Origin of the sequence: Pedobacter sp. (assembly GCF_965227205.1) — a bacterium.
GTDB lineage: Bacteria > Bacteroidota > Bacteroidia > Sphingobacteriales > Sphingobacteriaceae > Pedobacter.
The window spans coordinates 4,462,129-4,482,752 of record NZ_OZ245727.1; the positions used below are offsets into that span (position 1 = coordinate 4,462,129).

General features: G+C 35.3%; 14 protein-coding genes. 11 read left to right on the forward strand and 3 right to left on the reverse strand.

What is annotated here, in order from left to right:
• Positions 1-3: 3 nt before the first annotated feature.
• Entirely contained in the window at positions 4-915 is a 912-nt protein-coding gene (locus ACO05K_RS19345; protein WP_421946044.1) for an alpha/beta hydrolase, read from the forward strand.
• A 278-nt stretch (positions 916-1,193) separates the two neighbouring features.
• On the opposite strand, the gene ACO05K_RS19350 is transcribed toward ACO05K_RS19345, so the two are convergent.
• Positions 1,194-2,300: a glycoside hydrolase family 18 protein gene (locus ACO05K_RS19350; protein WP_421946045.1), complete on the reverse strand. Its 1,107-nt coding sequence runs from the start codon at positions 2,298-2,300 to the stop codon at positions 1,194-1,196.
• A 13-nt stretch (positions 2,301-2,313) separates the two neighbouring features.
• Positions 2,314-3,192, reverse strand: a complete 879-nt coding sequence (locus ACO05K_RS19355; protein ID WP_421946046.1) for a transglutaminase-like domain-containing protein — start codon at positions 3,190-3,192, stop codon at positions 2,314-2,316.
• A gap of 43 nt (positions 3,193-3,235) precedes the next feature.
• Between ACO05K_RS19355 and ACO05K_RS19360 the strand changes: the two genes are divergently transcribed.
• From ACO05K_RS19360 to ACO05K_RS19385, 6 genes are all read left to right on the forward strand, one after another.
• On the forward strand, positions 3,236-4,024 hold the full coding sequence (locus ACO05K_RS19360; RefSeq protein ID WP_421946047.1) for an O-methyltransferase: 789 nt from the start codon (positions 3,236-3,238) through the stop codon (positions 4,022-4,024).
• Between the two features lie 7 nt (positions 4,025-4,031).
• Positions 4,032-4,688: a DUF1345 domain-containing protein gene (locus ACO05K_RS19365; RefSeq protein WP_421946048.1), complete on the forward strand. Its 657-nt coding sequence runs from the start codon at positions 4,032-4,034 to the stop codon at positions 4,686-4,688.
• Between the two features lie 565 nt (positions 4,689-5,253).
• Entirely contained in the window at positions 5,254-5,622 is a 369-nt protein-coding gene (locus ACO05K_RS19370) for a BlaI/MecI/CopY family transcriptional regulator (RefSeq protein ID WP_421946049.1), read from the forward strand.
• Complete coding sequence (locus ACO05K_RS19375) at positions 5,619-7,286, forward strand: N-acetylmuramoyl-L-alanine amidase (protein WP_421946050.1); 1,668 nt, start codon at positions 5,619-5,621, stop codon at positions 7,284-7,286. The genes ACO05K_RS19370 and ACO05K_RS19375 overlap by 4 nt, the downstream gene beginning before the upstream one ends.
• Before the next feature lie 11 nt (positions 7,287-7,297).
• Positions 7,298-9,460, forward strand: a complete 2,163-nt coding sequence (locus ACO05K_RS19380; protein ID WP_421946051.1) for a M56 family metallopeptidase — start codon at positions 7,298-7,300, stop codon at positions 9,458-9,460.
• 26 nt (positions 9,461-9,486) lie between these two features.
• On the forward strand, positions 9,487-11,859 hold the full coding sequence (locus tag ACO05K_RS19385) for a TonB-dependent receptor domain-containing protein (RefSeq protein ID WP_421946052.1): 2,373 nt from the start codon (positions 9,487-9,489) through the stop codon (positions 11,857-11,859).
• 188 nt (positions 11,860-12,047) lie between these two features.
• On the opposite strand, the gene ACO05K_RS19390 is transcribed toward ACO05K_RS19385, so the two are convergent.
• Positions 12,048-13,175 (reverse strand): polymerase, encoded by a 1,128-nt coding sequence (locus ACO05K_RS19390; protein WP_421946053.1) that lies wholly within the window; start codon positions 13,173-13,175, stop codon positions 12,048-12,050.
• A gap of 349 nt (positions 13,176-13,524) precedes the next feature.
• Between ACO05K_RS19390 and ACO05K_RS19395 the strand changes: the two genes are divergently transcribed.
• The 4 genes from ACO05K_RS19395 to nrfD all read left to right on the forward strand — a co-directional run bounded on the left by ACO05K_RS19395 (position 13,525) and on the right by nrfD (position 20,624).
• The gene (locus ACO05K_RS19395) at positions 13,525-14,505 is read left to right on the forward strand and encodes a deoxyhypusine synthase family protein (RefSeq protein ID WP_231427886.1); all 981 of its coding nucleotides are present in this window, start codon (positions 13,525-13,527) and stop codon (positions 14,503-14,505) included.
• A gap of 254 nt (positions 14,506-14,759) precedes the next feature.
• Entirely contained in the window at positions 14,760-16,055 is a 1,296-nt protein-coding gene (locus tag ACO05K_RS19400) for a c-type cytochrome (protein ID WP_421946054.1), read from the forward strand.
• A 49-nt stretch (positions 16,056-16,104) separates the two neighbouring features.
• A complete protein-coding gene (locus ACO05K_RS19405) occupies positions 16,105-19,125 on the forward strand; it encodes a TAT-variant-translocated molybdopterin oxidoreductase (protein ID WP_421946055.1) in 3,021 nt (1,006 codons plus the stop codon).
• Between the two features lie 26 nt (positions 19,126-19,151).
• Complete coding sequence (gene nrfD / locus ACO05K_RS19410) at positions 19,152-20,624, forward strand: NrfD/PsrC family molybdoenzyme membrane anchor subunit (RefSeq protein WP_421946056.1); 1,473 nt, start codon at positions 19,152-19,154, stop codon at positions 20,622-20,624.

Genomic DNA, 20,624 nt, shown 5'->3' on the forward strand with positions numbered 1-20,624 from the left:
TTTATGAAAAAGTTTTCCCTATTGTTTATTTTAAGTGTGTTGATGATGTTAAATTTAAATGCACAAGAAGTCATTCCATTATACAACGGTACGGTTCCGGGTTCTAAAATTTCTTCTACTTATGCCGAAGTAATACAAAAGGGAACTGATGGAATATCAAGAATTAGCAAAGTTACCGAGCCTACAATAACTATTTTTGAAGCACCCGCTGATAAGGCAACTGGTACGGCCGTAATTATTTGCCCGGGTGGTGGCTACAGCATTTTAGCGATAGACCACGAAGGTTACAATGTGGCTAAAAGATTTAATGAAATTGGTGTAACAGCCATTGTACTAAAATATCGTTTACCTAGCGATGAAATTATGGTTGATAAAACCTACGCACTTTTGCAAGATGTTCAACAAGCCATTTATTTGGTAAGAAAAAATGCTAAGAATTATCATATAAAGAGCAATAAAATCGGGATTATGGGTTTCTCGGCCGGCGGACATTTAGCCTCAACTTTGCTAGCACATTACCATGATGTCAAAATAGAGAACAAAGAAAGGCTTAGCTTGCGACCAGATTTTGCCGTTTTGGTTTACCCGGTAATAAGTTTTGAAGAATCGGTGCATACCGGAACTATGAAAAATTTACTAGGTCCGGAACCGAAAGAGGAATTGAAGCACTATTTTTCTGCTAATCAAAATGTAAATAAAAAAACACCGCCAACATTTCTGGTTCACGCTAAAGATGATAAAACGGTTCCGGTTGCAAATAGTATTTTGCTAAACGAAGCTTTAAAAAAGAATGGTGTTAAAAGCGAACTGTACCTCTACGAACAAGGCGGACATGGTTTTGGCTTAAAAAATAAAACTTCTGATGTAGATTGGTTTAACCTTATGGCCAATTGGATGAAAAAAGAAAGATTTTAATCGTTAAATAAGAGATTGAAAATCAAAGGTTAAACACTTTTGGCGGGGTTTAGCCCCGCTAACCGCTGTAGCCCTCATTGCATTTCGGGGCTGCCGCTTATATCGGGTTTACAACTTACGGTTCTGCACCCAAAGCCTTAAAAGAAAAGCACAATTATTGCCTTTTAGCCCCGGTTGTAGCGATACCCTGCAGTGAGGAATGTAATGACGAAGCGAAGCGTATTAGCGAAAAACGGGAAGAAACTTACGAAAATTGTAATGTCTTTGCGCTTCAAAAACTAAGGCTTTGTTGCCTTATCAATCTCATCTAATAAACCATTCGAGTAAGAATCTTCGGTTAATTCCCAAAACATAATGCCGTTAAGTTTCTGATTGATAACATACTTTGTTTTATATGCAATCGACTTAGCATCATCAAAAGTTACAAGTTGCTTGTTTTGAGCATTGTAATAATATGGTGCCTTGGCTACATCATCCCAGAAATATTTATAACCATTTGCTTCGGTAAACTCAGTTTTAAAAGATTTTGATGCAACACCTTTTAAAAACTTGGTTGGTTGGTATAAGCCATTATTCGCGTCGGTAGTGTTTTGAAAAACTCTTGCATAAAATGCAGCACCAAGTGCAATTTTATTTGCTGGTACGCCATAAGCCAACATTGCTTTTATGCCATAATCGGCAGAGAGCTGCTGTTGCTGAGGAGTAGAATATAACGGAGTATGGTGTCCGCTTGTGGTGGCATATCCACTTACCAAATCATAGCTCATTAAATTAACACGATTAACTAAAGGCATTACCTTATCCCATTCAAAGCAAGAATCTAAACAGTTTTTTGTTCCACCAGCGGCGAAACTAATTTCAGCTTTTTTACCCAGGCTTTTGCGCAATTCACGAACCAGTTCAGTAAAATTCTGTTTATCTGCTTCCTGATATTTATGCCCTGGGTGACCAACAACTGCTGGATATTCCCAATCAAGATCGATACCGTCAGCCTTGAAGAAATCTAATACTGATTTTGTGGTTTTGGCAAAAGTTTTTCTACCATCGGCTCTGCTGAAAACTTCTGAGCATGGAGCACAACCGCCCCAACCGCCTAAGGCAATCATAACTTTTAAATCCGGATTACGCTTTTTTAAGCCAACCATTCTTGTGATGAGAGCAGAATCTTTTGCCGAATGGATGTTAATGCTATCGCCTTTTAAATGCGCAAAACTGTAAATTAAATGGCTAATTTTTTCAATAGGAAAACTATCTATTACTGTTCTGTTGCCTGTGTAATAGGCAATAACATTTGGCTTCGTAGTTTTTTGAGCAATAAGTTTCTGTCCGAAACAAAAAATGCAAATAATAATTAATAGGGCTGATTTTATTTTATTGTTTATCATTTGCATGAAGTTTTTATTGGTCTGGTTTATTTTCGTCTTTAAGAATGTTTTGTAGCTGATTTAATTCTGCAACTTTTTCGGTTGCTCCTGCGTTTTCGTAGGCTGATATTAAGTTTCTAAGTACTCTTCTGATAATATCTGTATTGCTGCAAGGACGGTAATATTCGGGCATCGACTCTAAGTTTAATTGACGCAGAAACTGGTCAACATCATGTTTGCCGAAAATATTACCACGGTTAAAAGCATTTATGTAGAAAAGCACGCCATATTCGGTACTTTCCTGTTTGCTTTCATCTATAAAACCTAAAATAAAATGCTGTGGCAGGTTGATACCGTAAATCGGTAAATCGAGTTTTTGCGCAATTGTTGAATAGATAATGGCTAAAGAAATTTGATTTCCTTTTTTACTTTCTAAAACCTGATTAAGGTAAGAGTTTTGAGGATCGTGATGATTTTTTGTATTTCCGCCAAAACCGTATTGCTGGTACAAAACATGGTTAATAAGTTTTACCTTTTCTACAGAACTCATCTCATACTGTAAACCAAGCCAAACTTCGCGTTTAATTTCTTCGAGCTGTAAAATTACTTTTTGCTCATCCAAATCAGGATATTGGTAACGGTTGATGATTAACGCACCTTGCAATAAATCGAAAGCACCACTTAAGTACCATAGATTTAAATCTTCTTTAACGGTATTAAATTGTATTTGATGAACAATGTTTTCAATTCTTTCTTGCATTAAGCCATCGAAAGACTGTTCCCAGGCATTTTCCAGGAAGTGAATAACTTCTCCACCATACTCTAGAAGTTTCCTTTCTACATGATGAAAGACTTCTTCATCCGGATCATCGAGTAATTTTACTAAAGCGCTTATCTCTGCGTTATTTTCCATAAAACATACATTGGTTTGCGGCGTTTAATTACTTTTGCAATATATGATAATTCAATTTATTTCAGATTATTTAAAGCACCGTTTGACGGCTAAAACCCGACATGGAACGCATTCACCCTTCGTTTATAAGTTAGCCGACGAGGTAATTTACGATTTTAGCAACAAATCCGAATACAAAAATATAGAAGCGCAACGAAAAAAACTTTTTAATGACGATTCTGAAATAACGGTTACAGACCTTGGAGCAGGTTCGCATCTGAATAAGAATCGTGTAAAAAAAGTTAGCCAGATTGCAAAAAATGCGCTTAAAAGTCAGCGGTTGGCACAACTGATTTATCGCCTTGCAGAAAATACAAAGCCTAAAACTGCGATAGAATTGGGTACATGTTTAGGAATTACTTCTGCGTATTTGGCAAAGGCGAATCCAGAAGCTCAAATTATTACAATAGAAGGTTGCCCCGAAACAGCAGGAGTAGCCAGTAATAATTTTAAGGATTTAGATTTAAATAATATTGAGTTGCATGTAGGTAATTTCGATTTACTTTTACCTGATATTATTGCAAAGCAGCCTACATTAGATTTTGTTTACATTGATGGCAACCACAGAAAAGACTCCACCATTAATTATTTTAAGTGGTGTTTGCCAAAAGTAACAGAAGATTCGTTACTTATTTTTGATGATATTTACTGGAGCAAGGGCATGAAAGAAGCCTGGAATGAAATTAAAAACCATCCTGATGTTACAGTTACTGTAGATTTATTTTGGATTGGATTGGTTTATTTCAAAAAAGGACAGGCTAAAGAACATTTCAAATTAAAATTTAACCAGTAATAAGTTGATGGAAACTGAACCAAAGTTAACCGGCATTCAAAAAAGATCGGCATTGTTTATTCTTTTGCTGAGTTTGGTTATTGGATTGGCCGCATATTTTGGTTCGCTTTTGATACAGATGGATAGTTTAACTCACATTATGTTGGGTTGGGATGTTTTCTGTATTGTTTTAATTTCGCTTCACTGGTATATGTTTTTTAACACTTCTGCTTCGGAAACTCATTTAAAAGCTAAAAAACAGGATGAAACCCGAGGCGAGATTTTTGCGATTGTGCTGGTTTCTACTTTTGCGGGGATGTTAGCTGTTGTATTATTACTACTTAACCAAAACATTAAAACACTTGATTTAATTATTGCCATTTCGGGGATGTTTCTTTCCTGGGCTTTGGTTCATACTACTTTTGCCATGCGGTATGCTCATTTGTTTTATGGCGATGATAAAACCAAAAAGGGTGGCTTAGATTTTCCAAATGATGAAGCGCCTGATTTTATTGATTTTGCCTATTTTTCTTTCGTTATCGGTATGACCTTTCAGGTTTCTGATGTCGAAATTTCTTCGCGAAACATCCGCAGGCTTGCGCTTTTGCACAGTATTATTTCTTTTATTTTTAATACGGTTATTGTGGCGCTAACAATTAATGCTTTGGCTGGGTTGAGTAAGTGAGTTGTACGTTTTACGTATTAAGTTATAAGTATTGGGTTTGCTAAACATCTAGTTTGTAAGTGCGCATAACATAGCTTTTGTTTCTTATTGTAACTAAGTTCAAAGATTTCTCGGCTTCGCTCGAAATGACGGTTACTGGTTTTGTCATTTCTAAAACCTTATGAATAGTGGTCTGTGGAGACACAGACCATGGCACCTCGGCTTTGTTCGGAATGGCAGTTATTGGTGTTTTTGTTATCTCTAAGCCTTGACCTGTGTCTCCACAGACCGATAACTTGAATAATGGTTTGTGGGGACACAAACCATGGCTGCAACATAGCTGCAATAAATCTACTTCTCGCTAAACTGTCCATTAATTTTAAACCCGACAACAGCGGCAGCCCCGAGTTTTTTCTACGAGGGCTACAGCGAATGGCGGGACTACAGACCGCCAAGAATTACTGAACTCTCATTTTCATAATATTTATATGATTGATTTTCAGTAATTTAATATTAAAACTGATTTTTAAGTTAAATAACTTAATTTATAGTTGTATAACTGAAAAATAAGTTATAAGTTTGAGTTATGGAAGAATTAACCAAAACGGAAGAACGTATTATGCAGGTTTTGTGGAAACTGCAAAAAGCATTTGTGAAAGATATTATTGATGAGTTGGATGATGAACCGAAACCGCCATACAACACAATTTCATCGATTGTTAGGTTGCTGGAAAAAAAAGGCTATGTAAATTATAAGGCTTACGGAAAAACTTACGAATACTTCCCGGCGATTAGCAAAGATGAATATGCAAAAACATCGTTTTCGAAAATATTCTCAGGTTATTTCGATAATTCGCCTGCAAGTTTATTGTCGTTTATGGTTAAGGAAGAAAGGCTAAGTGAAAAGGATATAGAAGAAATTAAAAAGATTATTAACGAAAACAGTAAGCCATGATTTTAATATATCTGTTAAAGGTTTCAGCCTGCATCGCTATTTTCTTTGTGGCCTACAAGTTATTACTGAGCAAGCTTACTTTTTTTAAGCTGAACCGAATTTATCTGCTCACTACGCTTTTTATAAGTTTCGTAATTCCTGTATTAACTATTGAGCATAAAAAAGAGGTTATTGTTCATCAATCTGCTTCGGAACAAAATATAGTTTACAGTAATGATAATGCATTTGAGAAAGATTTTGTCGGCGCTGAATCTGGTATCGATAACGTAAATTGGTTGCAGGTTTTAGAGTATTCCTATTATTTCATCATAGCCGTTCTGCTAATTAGAAATATATTTTTGATGGGGTATATACAACGTATTCTGAAGAAGTTTACGGTTTCGAAAAAGGCATCAATCATTCTAGTTCAGCCAAATTCGAAGATTAAAAACTGCTCTTTTTTTAATAAGATAATTATCGATTCTTCTTTACCCGATGTTGAACGGGAATTGGTGATTAAGCATGAATCTGTACATGTAAATCAGGTGCATGTAATTGATAAGCTGATTGTAAACACGGTTGCTTGTGTATTGTGGTTAAACCCGATTATATATTTCTGGCGAAATGAAATTTATAATAACCATGAGTTTTTGGCTGATGAAGAAACCGTTGAAATGACTGATAAAAGTAGTTACGCGACGCTGCTTCTGCAATTGGCAATGCCTTCAAACAATTTAATTAACAGTTTTAGTAAGCTTCCCTTAAAGAAAAGAATTATGATGATGTACAAAAAACCAAATTCAAATTTGCAAAGATTTACTTATCTGATAGCAATTCCCGTTATATCGATTTGCTGCCTGGCTTTCGTAAATCAGAAAGAGATTATCACTACCAAAGTAATTACTGAGAAACCTGATATTAAAAAGGATATTGATTTGGTTAATACTAAGACTCCGGCTTTAACAGATACAAATACCATTGTTAATTCGGATGCAAATTTAATTAATGAAGATACTGTTGCATTAACCAATCAAAAATTTTTGATTGGTAGCGTAGATAACAATTTGGGTTTGAATGAACCAACTGAAAAGCTCGGCATAAACGCTGAAATTAAAAAGCTCGCTTTAGCTAATGATGTGGTTTTGGTAATTGATGCTGGTCATGGTGGGCAAGATGGTGCAGCAAAAAATCAATCGGGAATAAAAGAAAAAGATCTTAATTTAAAAGCTGCTCAAATTCTAAAAGAGGAAGCTGAAAAGCGAAATATTAAAGTTGTACTAACCAGAGATAAAGACAAGTTTATTCCACTAAGAGATAGATTACCACAAGAAACTGCTACTGCTTTTATCTCGATTCATCATAACAGCATGCCAAGGGCAGATGTAAAAGTTCCTTTTGAAGGGATTGAAGTTTTTGTTTCTAAGTTAAATCCGAATATAAAATACGCTGAACAGTTTGGCGCTGATGTTCTACAAAGTTTGAATCAGCTTAATGGCATTGAAGTACGCGATTCTTTAAAAAATGCAAACTTGTTGGTTTTGAGAGAATCGAAAGTTCCGGCTCTAGTTGTTGAACTCGGAAATATTAGCAGCGAAAAAAGTTTGGCTTACGTTAGTGATGAAGCCAATTTAAGGAGAATAAGCAATTTGATATTAGACGGTTTTGTGAAATTTTCGAAATCTTAATTTAAAAACCTATGGAACTGTTAATCTACCTTCTTAAAGTAAGTGCTTGCACAGCTTTATTCTTCGCGCTCTATTTATTGGTTTTAAAGAAACTTACCTTTTTTAAGCTCAATCGCTTTTATTTATTGGGAGCATTATTAATAAGTTTTATTATTCCTTCTTTGCAATTTAATATAGAAAAAGGGATTGAAGTTCCACAAGTAATACAACCGTCGCCAACAGCTACAGATATTATTGCTGATATAAATAGTGGTATAATTGATGTGAAAGTTTTACAAGTAACTCCACTAGAATTTAATTGGTTATCAGTTATACCTTACACTTATTGCATTATTGCTTTTGCCATACTTGGCTTTGGTCTGTTCCATCTTTATCGAATAATTAGCCATACTAAAAGCGTTTCAGCAAGTAATAAAGGATTAAAAATTGTATACAAAACTGGCGGTTTTACCAATTGCTCTTTTTTTAAATATGTTTTTATAGATAACCAAAACCTGACAGAAGCAGAAATATCTGTTTTGCTAAAGCATGAAGCTGTTCATGCTGAACAATATCATTCAATAGATAAAATTTTGATGATAATTTGTAAAGCATTTTTATGGTTTAATCCAATAGTTTACTTTTTTGATAAGGAATTGGAGCAAACACATGAATACGAAGCAGATTTAATAACATCAGCACTTTGCGGTAGCGAACGCTATGCATCATTATTATTAAGGCTAGCAATATCTAAAAGTGAAATGCCCTTGGCACATAATTTTGTTAAAAGTCCTGTTAAGGAAAGAATAAAAATGTTGTTTAATTCTAAATCTAAAGAAATGAAAAAATTAAGTTATTTATTGGCATTGCCAATCGTGTTTTGTTTATTTTGGGTATTTGCTGTGGAGGTGGTTTACGCACAAACCAAACAAAATATCGCATTGGATATTCAGCCAGCTGCTGAAACCGGAGAAATTATTAAAGGTAAAATTATTAAGGTTGAAAAAATTTCAGTTGGTAATGTTTTTGAACTTTCTGCAAATGGAAAAACTTATCCTATTGAAGCGAATAGTTTTAGTAATAAAATTAAAATTGGCGATGATGTTGTTGCTTATTTATCTGGTCGTATCAATAATTTCGTAAAAACGGATAAACAAGGAAAAGTCGTTGATAAGCTAGACCATCCTGTGTATATGCTATCAAAACTTACTGATTATGATGGCAGACTTATTTTTGAAAGGAAATCTGAGAAACATGCTTTTGGTTATGAGGTTAATAAAGCCCGTTTTGCTACATCGAAAATCAAATCGATTAAAAAAAATAACCACGGTACACTAAATAAAATTGTGTTAAACGATGGAACTTTTACAATTAATTTCGATTTAAACGGACAAAATTTGAAGCAGGATAATTTTAAAATAGGGGATGAAGTTGTAGTAAAATTTATTGGAGAGAAAATAGTTGCAAAAAATGAGTACTCAAGCAGTAAACTAATTGTAATGTATGCTCAGTCAAAAAAATATGAATTAAAGAATGAGGCTTTATTTAATAGGTTTTACCAAAAGGATGGAAGGCAGAAAGTTGCAGTTGTTAAGCTAGACAGCAATCAGAAGATATCACCGAAAATTATTTCTTCATCAAAAGTAATTAGTAACGCAAAAGCTAAAACCCTTTATTTGGAAGATGCTGTTGTAGAAATTATGGGAAACCAACTGAAAGCAAAATCTATAGAATGGGATATGGGTAATCATTTGCTAACAGCTAATAAGGCCGATAATTTTAATGGTTCAGTTGGTGTAATTTCAGAGAAAATCGTTTTTAATTTAAAAAATGGCACATATAAAACCTTCGATTCTTCGAAAGATGGGTTAAGGAAATCTTTTGGCTCTTATAATTTAAAGCAAGAGGATTTGATTGCTGCAGGAATAAGGTATTCTGCAGAAGATTCTGTTCGGTTTAGCAAAGATAAATCTGTGATATCATTATTTGGAAAAGCAAAATTAACCTTTAAAGACCTTGTTCTTGATGCTGATGAAATTACTTTTAACCAAAACGATAACACTGGGCTAGCAAAAAACCTTGTTTTAACAAATAAATCTGGCTCAAAAATTAAAGGCTCAAACGCAAAATTTAATTTAAATGGGAATGTAGAAATTTGGCAAAATGTTGCCGGAAATATTAATGTAGAACCATAGCCAATAGATTTAAATTAAAATTTTTTATGCACAGAATTTTAATTTTGGTGTTGCTTTTTAGCATTGCCTTAAAAGCTAATGCGCAATTTAAAATTGTTGGTCAGATACGTTTTGAAGGCAAAAACCTGACTGAAGCTACAGTAAAATTAAATGGAGCAAAAACGAGCAAGCTAACGCAAAGCGATAGTTCAGGGAAATACATTTTTGAAAATTTATCTCCTGGACAATACTCCATCGAAATTTCTTCAATTCAATCTGAAAAAACAAAAATTTCGGTGCTCTTAAAAGCCGATACGCTTATTAAAACTGAAATTAAATCTGTCTCAAATCATCTTCAAGAGGTTCAGGTTAATGCTAAAAAAAGGTTAATAGAGAAAAAAGTAGACCGTACAATTTACAATGTTGAAAATAGTATTGCAGCTGTTGGAACAGATGCTTTAGAATTATTAACAAAAGTGCCCGGTGTTAGGGTAATAAATGATAAGGTTTCTTTAGTTGGAAAGGGAAGTGTTAATGTGATGGTTAACGACAGGCTGATTCAGCTTTCTGAAGATGAACTATCGAATTACCTAAAATCTATCTCATCAGATAATATTACTAAAGTTGAGGTTATCACAAATCCGCCTGCAAGATATGATGCGCAAGGAAATAATGGGTTAATCAACATTGTTCTAAAGAAAAATAATACCGAAGGTTTTAAAGGTTCAGCAAATATAAACTACATACAGGCAAGTCATCCAACGTTTGCTACAGGCGGAAACCTGAGTTTTAAAAAAGATAAATTAACTGTATTTTCTAATTTCAATATTCGAAAAGGTTCTTTAGTTCCATTTGAGCAAAGCAATGTTTTTTATCCATCTCAAACATGGAACGTTGTAAATAAGGATAGGAATTTCAGAACTGTTCCAAGTGCACAGTTAGGTGTTGATTATCAATTAACAAAGAAAACAATTACTGGATTTTCTTACAGCGGTGGGTTGACTAATTTCCATTCAACCGAAAACATAAAAACAACTATTTTTAACTCCGTTGGAGGAATTGATTCCGTTCTTAATTCTGACGCGAATGCTAAAATCAAATCAAATTATAATACCCTTAGCTTTTACCTTAAGCATACTTTGGATTCTGCCGGGAAACAATTTATAATTACCGGAGATTGGTTTAAATATATTGATGATAAAAATCGGTTTTTTAATAATAGAAGTTATTCTGGAAATGGCGAATACATTGCAAATTCTCTTGCCGAATATTTATCAGAAAGTAATCAAAACATCAATTTATATACATTAAAGGCTGATTTAGACTTGCCTTACAAGGCTTTTAATATTGCTTTGGGTGCAAAAATAAATTTCATTCAAAACGAGAGTGGTTTGGCTTTTTATCAAAAAAATGGCGATATCTATCAGCCAGATTTAAATCAACTGAATCAATTTGAATACCATGAAAATACTCAGGCGCTTTATTTAAACTTCAAAAAGAAAACTAAGAAATTCGATTTTCAATTGGGTTTAAGAGGAGAATACACACAGCTGAATGGCATATCTTTTAACCAAAATAATCGAAGTCGATATTTTCAGCTTTTTCCAACTGGCTTTGTTACTTACAAGCTTAATGAGAATAGCGTATTCTCTGTAAATTATGGCCGAAGAATTAACCGACCTGCTTACAAAAAATTAAATCCGTTTCGGTGGTATAGCAACCAATTCGTATATGCTGAAGGAAATCCTTTTCTCCAGCCATCATACAGCAACAATGTAGAATTATCGCATATATATAAGAGCGTATTCACCACCACTTTATCTTTTAATAAAATAACCGATGGCTATAATGATGTGAATTTTGTTGATGCAAATTCCAATTCGCAGGTTCTGAAACCCGTTAATTTTATCAAAGGTTATAATTATCAGATTAGTAATTCTTTAATTGTAAATGATTTGAAATGGCTACAAAGCATAAATCAAATAGATTTTTTTTACAATTTATCTAAATCCAATCTTCCTGAAACTGTTGATGATTTAAGCGGCTTTGGTGCATACTTCTCTACAACAAATCAGTTTACAATCAATAAAAAGAAAACTTTTTTTGGTGATGTTAATTTCTGGTATCAGTTACCAACCCTTGATGGATTAAACCACAATAAAGCGCAATACAATCTCGATTTAGGTTTAAAAACTTTAATGTTGAACAGAAAAGTACAAATGGCGATTAATGTTACTGATGTGCTGAAAGCAAACAGATTCCGCTACAATAGTTTGATAAATAATATTAACCAAACTTATAATAATTACTACGATAATCGTCAGTTGCGGTTGAGTGTACGCTACAATTTCGGGAATGAGAAAGTTAAACAAACAGAACGAAAAGCAGGGAATGAAGAGGAGCGAAGGAGAAGTAATTGATGTGAGATGATGATTTGCCCGTCATTGCGAAATCAATTCTTCATTGATTTTGCAATCTCATCGTCAAAAATATTTTTTCAGAGGAGATTGCTTCGTGCCTCGCAATGACGACCGCTCTAAAAATACACTTATATTTATGGATTATCTTTTAGGATGATGTGACTCTTCCATCAAACATCATCCATTTCTTAAAACGCTTCTGCGATACTGATGTAAAATCCACTTTGGCGTTTTTCATTCATTCTCTTTTCGCCAATTCCATAATCTAATCGCACACTTATGCCTTTTTCAGGGTCGAAGAAATACCTAAAACCAGCGCCATAGTTTGGCTTAAATGATTTAGTAGAAAAATCATCAAAACCCCAAACCGTTCCTGTACCGGCGAAAGCTGTAGCTCCAAAACGGCTGCTGTAACGATAGCGTAATTCAGCCTGAAAAGCCAATAGGTTTTTATCGCGATATCTGCCGCCGTAATATCCACGCATCATTTCATCATTACCCATTTGTGGCAATAAATAAATTGGTGTATTATTCCCGATTACGGTATTGTATAAGCCTTGAACGCCAACTGCGAAACTTCTGTTCAATCGCCAGAAGTTCCTTGCGTCAATTTTTATCTGACTTCCGGTAAAATTTCCAGCCGAGAAAATCTCAGGGGCGTATTGATAAGTTCCTCTAATAAAGAAACCTTTAGTGGTGTAATTGTTGTTGTTTCTGGCATCGTAACTTTGGGAAACACCTAAATACAAAACATTTCCTTTTCTATTAGTGTAATACGGATTGGAGTTGAAAATTCCATCTGTAACAACATCTTTGTAATCGTAATTTTCAAAACCTAATGAAACTCCGGTATATGCTTTTGGCAACAATTGTTTTTCAGCCTGTAATAAAACCTTAATTTGTTGTTGAATTAATTTGTCTTCGTTTACTTCTTGAGTATTATTTCCAACACCGTAAAAGTTAAAAGGCATACGTTTAAAACGTAACTCGCCAATGTAATGAAGTTTATTTCCTTTTCCCCAAATGTCTATCAATGAACTCATGTTATATGCCTTCAGTGTAGAATAATTAAGGTTTAATGTTAAAGATGAAGGACGATTTGTGGTATCCAATCTATCTGCATAAAAACCAACAATAGCACCTACACCAAACTGAAAACCTGTTTCCTGTGCGTAGCCAAAAGAAGGGATAGGTAAAAAACTGGCTTTACGTAAAGTGTCTTTTTCGTTAGAAAGCAATTTCTTAATCAATTTCATTTGTGCAAATGAACTTCCAGATATGAACACAAATAATAGGAGGAAATAAATTTTTTTCATTGCCGCAAATTAACTGATTTTTTATTTAAGATTTATTTCTTGCTTAGGGAAGCACTGTTTTATGACGATTGCTTGGGATTCTGCGAATAGTAGAATTGGCCAAGCCACCTAAACCGGATTGGAGGGGAAAGCGCCCGATATTTCATTGGGCCTTGAACCAAAAAGCCGGAATAATTTTAATAATGTTACTGCAACTGCTTTTCAAAAAAGGATCCTTCGACTGCGCTCAGGATGACAATCACGTGTGGGATTGGTTAAATGGGTTAATTAATTCCCAACTCCAAGCACTTTTAATGTTTTATCCTTTCGGGCTAAATGCCTACTTTTGCGAAAAACAATACAAAACACGATGAGCAATACAAGAGGACCAATATCTCAGTTCATGGAGCGCAATTACCTCCATTTTAATGCTGCGGCAATGATGGATGCTGCCAAAGGCTACGAGACGCATTTGGATGAAGGCGGTAAAATGATGATAACTTTGGCTGGTGCAATGAGTACGGCTGAATTAGGTATTTCGCTTGCAGAAATGATTCGCCAGGATAAAGTAGCAATTATTTCTTGTACTGGTGCAAACCTTGAAGAAGATATTATGAATCTGGTTGCACACTCGCACTACAAACGCGTACCTAATTATAGAGATTTAAGTCCGCAGGATGAGTGGGATTTGTTGGAAAACCATTACAACCGCGTTACGGATACTTGTATTCCGGAAGAAGAAGCTTTTCGTCGTTTACAAAAACACATTCAAAAAATATGGATGGATGCTGAAGCAGCAGGCGAACGTTATTTTCCGCATGAGTTTATGTACAAAATGCTTTTGAGTGGCGATTTGGAACAATATTACGAAATTGACCCTAAAAATTCATGGATGTTGGCAGCAGCTGAAAAGAACTTGCCAATTGTTGTTCCGGGATGGGAAGATTCTACAATGGGTAACATCTTCGCTTCTTATGTAATGAAAAATGAATTAACTGCTACTACGGTAAAAGGTGGTATTGAATATATGGGTTGGTTAGCCGATTGGTATATTGCAAACAGCGGTGGTAAAGGAATTGGTTTCTTCCAGATTGGTGGTGGTATTGCTGGCGATTTCCCGATTTGTGTTGTTCCAATGCTTTATCAGGATATGGAAATGGAAAACATTCCGTTCTGGAGCTATTTCTGTCAGATATCAGATTCTACAACTTCTTACGGTTCGTATTCTGGTGCAGTACCAAACGAAAAAATTACCTGGGGTAAATTAGACATTCATACACCTAAATTTATTGTAGAGAGCGATGCAACAATTGTTGCGCCTTTAATGTTTGCCTGGATATTAAAACAATAAAGATAAAACTTAACAAAACCAAACAGGTTTTGAGTATGCCCATTGGAGATGAACTTCGAAAATGGGCATTTTTATTGACTGATTGACTTGAAACGGCATTTGTTTAGAATGATTATAAATTGTATTTCACGTCAGTATTATGTCATGGGATTTATTAATAAGTTATACTTTTGTTCAAGTTTTGATGGGGCTACTTCAGTTTAAACATCAATTTCACAACAAAAAATAAATTAAATAAGTATAAAGTGTTCATTATGAGAGATATCTCGATGATTTTAAAAAACGTTTGGAAGTCGTTATTCTTGTTTTCAGCCATTTCTGCAATAGCGGTTTCTACCGTTAATGCGCAAGATGCTGCGAATGGAAGAACACTTTTCAAAGCAAAATGTACATCGTGCCACGCATTAGATCAGAAAATGGTTGGTCCTGCCTTAACTGGTGTAAGCGATCGTCACTCTGAAGAATTCCTTTTAAAATGGATTCCGAACTCACAAGGGATGGTAGCTTCAGGAGATCCTGATGCTGTTAAACTTTTTAACGAAAATGGTAAAGTTGCCATGACTTCGTTCCCTGAGTTAGATGAAGAAAAAGTAAAAGACATTTTAGCATACATTAAAGAAGGCGAGCCTAAAGCAAAAGGTGATGCTGCCGGAGCTGGTGCTGCTAAAGATGATACTACTTCAGGTTTATCAATTGCTGGTATTGTTGCTATCGTTGCCATTGCTATTGTTATTTTAGTGATTTTAGGTCGTGCTTCTAAGTTATTAGAGCGCTTAATTTTACAAAAACAAGGCATTGAGATTGAAGAAGATGTGCCATTAAAAGTTGGTGTTCGTAAAATGTTCAAGAACAAGAAATTTGTTATGTTCTTCATTTTATGTTTAATCATTGCTTTAGGTTCATGGGGTTGGATGGGTATGTGGAACACAGGTGTTCACACAGGTTACCAACCAGTACAACCAATTAAATTCTCTCACGAATTACACGCAGGTATCAATCAAATCGATTGTCAATATTGCCACAATGGAGCATTCAAATCTAAAAATGCTACTATTCCATCATTAAACGTTTGTATGAACTGCCACAAAGCGGTACAGGCAAGAGATAATCATGATGGTGAAATTTCTCCTGAGATTAAGAAAATTTACAATGCTTTAGGTTACGATCCTGAAACGCAGAAATACGACAAGAGTAAAGAAAAGCCAATGGAGTGGGTACGTGTACACAACTTACCAGACTTTGCTTACTTTAACCACTCTCAGCACGTAGTAGTTGCTGAAGATGCAATTCGTAAAGCAAAAGGATTACAGCCAACTGAGCCTGTATGTTTCGCATGTCACGGTCCAGTTAATACAATGGAAGAACTTTATCAATATTCTCCATTAACCATGAAATGGTGTATTAACTGCCACAAGGAAACAGATATTTCTGGTCAGAAAAACAATGCTTTCTACGCTAAAGTTATCGAAGCGCATGAGAAAATTAAAAAAGGCGAGAAAGTTACACCAGCGTTATTGGGTGGTTTAGAGTGTGGTAAATGCCACTATTAATAGATTAGAGTTTAGTAAGAACGTTCGAATAAACAGTAATATAGCTTAAATGGAAAGCAACAAAAAATACTGGAAAGGCTTAGAGGAGTATAAAAATACACCCGATTTTGTTAAGAATAACAAAAACGAATTTGCCGAGCCACTTCCAATAGAAGATGTTTTAAATGAAGCAGGGTTAAGTACCGTTACCCCACGCCGCGACTTTTTAAAGGCGTTAGGTTTTGGTTTAGGTGCAGTTACTTTAGCAGCATGTCAAACAGCCCCGATTCATAAATCTATTCCTTACTTGGTAAAACCAGAAGAGGTTACACCGGGTATTCCTAACTATTATACTTCGAGCTTTAACGGCCAGAGTATTTTAGTAAAAACAAGAGAAGGTCGTCCAATTAAAATCGAACCAAATCCAAATGCGGGCGAATTTAATTGCGGTACTGATGCAAGAGCACAAGCTTCTGTTTTAGATTTATATGATGTATCTAAATTAAAAGCACCGGTTCTTAAAAATGAAGAAACTACATGGGCTAAAATTGATAGCTATGTAAAAGGTGAATTGGCTAAAGCACAATCGGGCGGAAAAAAAATCCGTATTGTTGCTTCAACAGTTAATAGTCCTTCTACAAATGCTGTTTTAGCACAATTTATAACAAAATATCCTGCTGCTAAATTAGTTCAGTATGATGCTGTTTCTTACACAGGTATCATTCAGGCTAATCAGAATAGTTTTGGTAAAGCAGTATTACCGAAATACAACTTTGATAAAGCAGATTTAATTGTAAGTTTTGGTGCCGATTTCTTAGGTACTTGGATTAGCGGTGAGGAATTTACTTCTCAATATACTGCTAACCGTAACTATAAATCATTAGAAGGCAAAAAAATGAGCCGCCACATTCAATTTGAAAGTGGAATGAGCTTAACTGGTACAAATGCAGATACTCGTGTTCCTGTAAAATTATCAGAAGAAGGTCCGGCTTTAATTGCTTTATATAATGCAATTACTGGTCAATCTTTACCAGGTGGAACTTTAGGAAATAATGCAACTGCTGATAAAGTAATTAAATTAGCAGCTAAAGAGTTAGTTCAGAGTAAAGGTAAAGCATTAGTAGTTTGTGGTTCGAACGATGTTTCTACACAAATTTTAGTAAATGCTATTAATGCTGCTATTGGAAGTTACGGTACTACTATCGATTTAGATAATCCTTGCTTCTTATATGCAGGTAATGATGCTGAATTTAATGGTTTAGTAGCTGAAATGGGTCGTGGTGAAGTTGGTGCTGTATTATTCTTAAACAGTAACCCTGCTTACGATTATGTAGATGCAAAGAAATTTGAATCAGCTTTAAAAAGCGTTCCAGCTAAAATCTCTTTCGCAGATAGAGCAGACGAAACAGCTTCATTATGTGATGCAATCGCAATCAACCATAATTATTTAGAATCATGGGGTGATGCAAACGCTTACCAAGGTTATTACTCAATCGTTCAGCCAACAATTAACCCGGTATTCAACAGCCGTCAGGCAGAAGAAAGCTTATTAACTTGGGCTGATGCTCCGGTAAAAGAATACTATCAATTTGTTCGTAGCAACTGGGAAACTAAAATGCTACCTGCAATTGGTTTAACTTGGTCTGATGTTTTAGAAAAAGGTGTTGTAACTGTAGCACCAAAACCAGCTGCAGCTTATTCATTCACTCAATCTTTAGCTCAGGTTGCAACTTCAATTGTAAGTAGCAGCAAAGCATTATCAAAAGATATTCAATTACAGGTTTACGAGAACATTCCGATGAGGGATGGTAAAAATGCTAACAACGCATTCTTACAAGAATTACCTGATCCGGTTTCAAAAGTAACCTGGGATAACTATGTTGCTCTTGCGCCTAAATTTGCTGAAACTTTAAAAGTTAAAGAATTTGATGTTGTAACTGTAAAAGGTAGCAATGGTTATTCAGTTGACTTGCCAGTTTTAATTCAACCAGGACAAGCACAAGGTACAGCTTCAATCGCTTTAGGTTATGGCCGTACTAAAGTTGGTAAAGCTGGTAATGATGTTGGTAAAAATGCTTTTCCATTCGTATCATTTATTAATGGTACAATGCAATATGCAACAACTGTTACCATTACACCAACGGGCGGTTTTTACGAATTAGCACAAACACAAACACACCACTCTTTCGAAGGTCGTGCAGTAATAAAAGAAGCTACGTTTAAAGAATATTTAAAGGATGCTTCTGCAGGTAATCACAAAGGAGATCATAAAAATTATGACCTTTGGGATGAGTATGAAAAACCAGGAAACAGCTGGGTTATGGCAATCGATTTGAATGCTTGTACAGGTTGTGGCTCTTGTGTTGTAGCATGTAACGTAGAAAATAACATTCCTGTTGTAGGTCGTGATGAGGTTCGCCGTCGTCGTGAAATGCACTGGATTCGTATCGACCGTTATTACAGCTACGAAACTCCAACTGGAGATGTAACAAAAGAAAAAGAGATTGCTAAGTTAGAAGACTTAGATCATGTTTCTGTTGTTCACCAACCGATGTTATGTCAACACTGTGACCACGCACCTTGCGAAACAGTTTGTCCGGTATTAGCAACAGTACACTCATCAGATGGTTTAAACCAAATGGCTTATAACCGTTGTGTAGGTACTCGTTACTGTGCAAACAACTGTCCATATAAAGTACGTCGTTTTAACTGGTTTAACTACTGGAACGATTCACGTTTCGATAACTATTTAAATAACGAGTTTACTCAATTAGTTTTAAATCCTGATGTAACTACACGTTCACGTGGTGTTATGGAAAAATGCTCTATGTGCGTTCAACGTATCCAGGCAGGCAAATTACAAGCTAAAATTGAGAAACGCCCATTAAAAGATGGCGATATTAAAATGGCTTGTCAAGAAGCTTGTTCAGCAAATGCAATCATTTTTGGTGATGCAAATGATCCTAATTCAGAGGTTTCAAAAGCTTTACGTTCTGAGCGTATTTACTACGTTTTAGAGGAAATCAACGTGAAACCAGGTATCGGATATATGACAAAAATTAGAAATACAGATACAACAGTACAAGCGTAAGCTTTAGTATAAAGAAAATACAAATTATGTCAGGACATAACGAATCAATACTTAGAGAACCATTAATTACCGGCGATAATATCACGTACGCAAAAATTACGGATGATATTTTAATGCCGGTAGAGAACAAGCCGAATAAAGCTTGGTGGATTGGTTTCATCGTTTCAGCATTAGGTGCATTACTTTGGGTAGTAGCTGTTAGTTACACTTTTTGGAATGGTATCGGTGCATGGGGCTTAAATAAAACAGTTGGATGGGCTTGGGATATCACCGGTTTCGTATGGTGGGTAGGTATTGGTCACGCCGGAACACTTATCTCGGCGGTATTATTACTCTTCCGTCAAAACTGGCGTAACTCTATTAACCGTTCTGCAGAGGCGATGACTATCTTTGCCGTAATCTGCGCAGCTACTTATGTAGTTTCTCACATGGGCCGTCCATGGTTAGCATATTGGGTTTTACCTTTACCAAATCAGTTTGGTTCACTTTGGGTAAACTTTAACTCACCATTGGTATGGGATATGTTTGCAATCTCAACTTATTTCTCTGTATCGTTACTATTCTGGTACACAGGTTTATTACCAGATATTGCTACAATCCGCGACCGTGCTGAAGGTACACGTAAGAAAATCTATTCAATTTTCTCTTTCGGCTGGTCTGGAAGTGTTAAAACTTGGCAACGTTTCGAGGCGGTATCATTAATCTTAGCTGGTATATCTACACCATTAGTACTTTCGGTACACACTATTGTATCAATGGACTTTGCAACATCAGTAATTCCGGGATGGCACACTACAATTTTCCCTCCTTACTTCGTTGCTGGTGCGATTTTCTCAGGCTTCGCGATGGTATTAACCTTATTATTGGTTGCTCGTAAAGTTTTAGGTTTAGAGAATTACATCACTATGTTCCACATTGAGTCGATGAATAAAATCATCATCTTAACAGGTTCAATTGTAGGTGTTGCTTACTTAACTGAGTTTTTCATTGCATGGTATTCAGGTTCTGAGTACGAGCAATATGCCTTCATTAACAGATCTACTGGTCCTTACTGGTGGTCGTATTGGATGATGATGACCTGTAACGTAATCTCACCACAGTTGTTATGGTTTAAAAAGATTCGTTTAAGCATTAAAGCTACCTGGATTCTATCAATCGTTGTAAACGTAGGTATGTGGTTCGAACGTTTCGTAATTATCGTTACTTCACTACACCGCGATTATATCCCTTCAAGTTGGGCAATGTTTTATCCAACATGGGTTGATATCAGTGTATTCGTAGGTTCAATCGGTCTATTCTTTACTTTGTTCTTATTATTCTTAAGAGTATTACCATCAATTGCAATTGCAGAGGTTAAATTATTATTAAAAACTGCAAGTGAGCAAGCGAAAATGAAACAGATTAAAGAAGGTCATGAGAATAAAGAATATGTGGCTGAATACATAGAATCTTTAGAGAAATTTGATAGTGTTAAACAAGAAGATTACGCAAAAATATAA

What these genes read in the sequence shown, in the direction of transcription:
- ACO05K_RS19365 (WP_421946048.1), top strand. Translation starts at nt 4,032, where the DNA reads ATGGAAACTGAACCAAAGTTAACCGGCATTCAAAAAAGATCGGCATTG.
- ACO05K_RS19405 (WP_421946055.1), top strand. Translation starts at nt 16,105, where the DNA reads ATGGAAAGCAACAAAAAATACTGGAAAGGCTTAGAGGAGTATAAAAAT.
- ACO05K_RS19370 (WP_421946049.1), top strand. Translation starts at nt 5,254, where the DNA reads ATGGAAGAATTAACCAAAACGGAAGAACGTATTATGCAGGTTTTGTGG.
- ACO05K_RS19395 (WP_231427886.1), top strand. Translation starts at nt 13,525, where the DNA reads ATGAGCAATACAAGAGGACCAATATCTCAGTTCATGGAGCGCAATTAC.
- ACO05K_RS19360 (WP_421946047.1), top strand. Translation starts at nt 3,236, where the DNA reads ATGATAATTCAATTTATTTCAGATTATTTAAAGCACCGTTTGACGGCT.
- ACO05K_RS19345 (WP_421946044.1), top strand. Translation starts at nt 4, where the DNA reads ATGAAAAAGTTTTCCCTATTGTTTATTTTAAGTGTGTTGATGATGTTA.
- ACO05K_RS19375 (WP_421946050.1), top strand. Translation starts at nt 5,619, where the DNA reads ATGATTTTAATATATCTGTTAAAGGTTTCAGCCTGCATCGCTATTTTC.
- ACO05K_RS19390 (WP_421946053.1), bottom strand. Translation starts at nt 13,175, where the DNA reads ATGAAAAAAATTTATTTCCTCCTATTATTTGTGTTCATATCTGGAAGT.
- ACO05K_RS19385 (WP_421946052.1), top strand. Translation starts at nt 9,487, where the DNA reads ATGCACAGAATTTTAATTTTGGTGTTGCTTTTTAGCATTGCCTTAAAA.
- ACO05K_RS19380 (WP_421946051.1), top strand. Translation starts at nt 7,298, where the DNA reads ATGGAACTGTTAATCTACCTTCTTAAAGTAAGTGCTTGCACAGCTTTA.
- nrfD (WP_421946056.1), top strand. Translation starts at nt 19,152, where the DNA reads ATGTCAGGACATAACGAATCAATACTTAGAGAACCATTAATTACCGGC.
- ACO05K_RS19350 (WP_421946045.1), bottom strand. Translation starts at nt 2,300, where the DNA reads ATGATAAACAATAAAATAAAATCAGCCCTATTAATTATTATTTGCATT.
- ACO05K_RS19400 (WP_421946054.1), top strand. Translation starts at nt 14,760, where the DNA reads ATGAGAGATATCTCGATGATTTTAAAAAACGTTTGGAAGTCGTTATTC.
- ACO05K_RS19355 (WP_421946046.1), bottom strand. Translation starts at nt 3,192, where the DNA reads ATGGAAAATAACGCAGAGATAAGCGCTTTAGTAAAATTACTCGATGAT.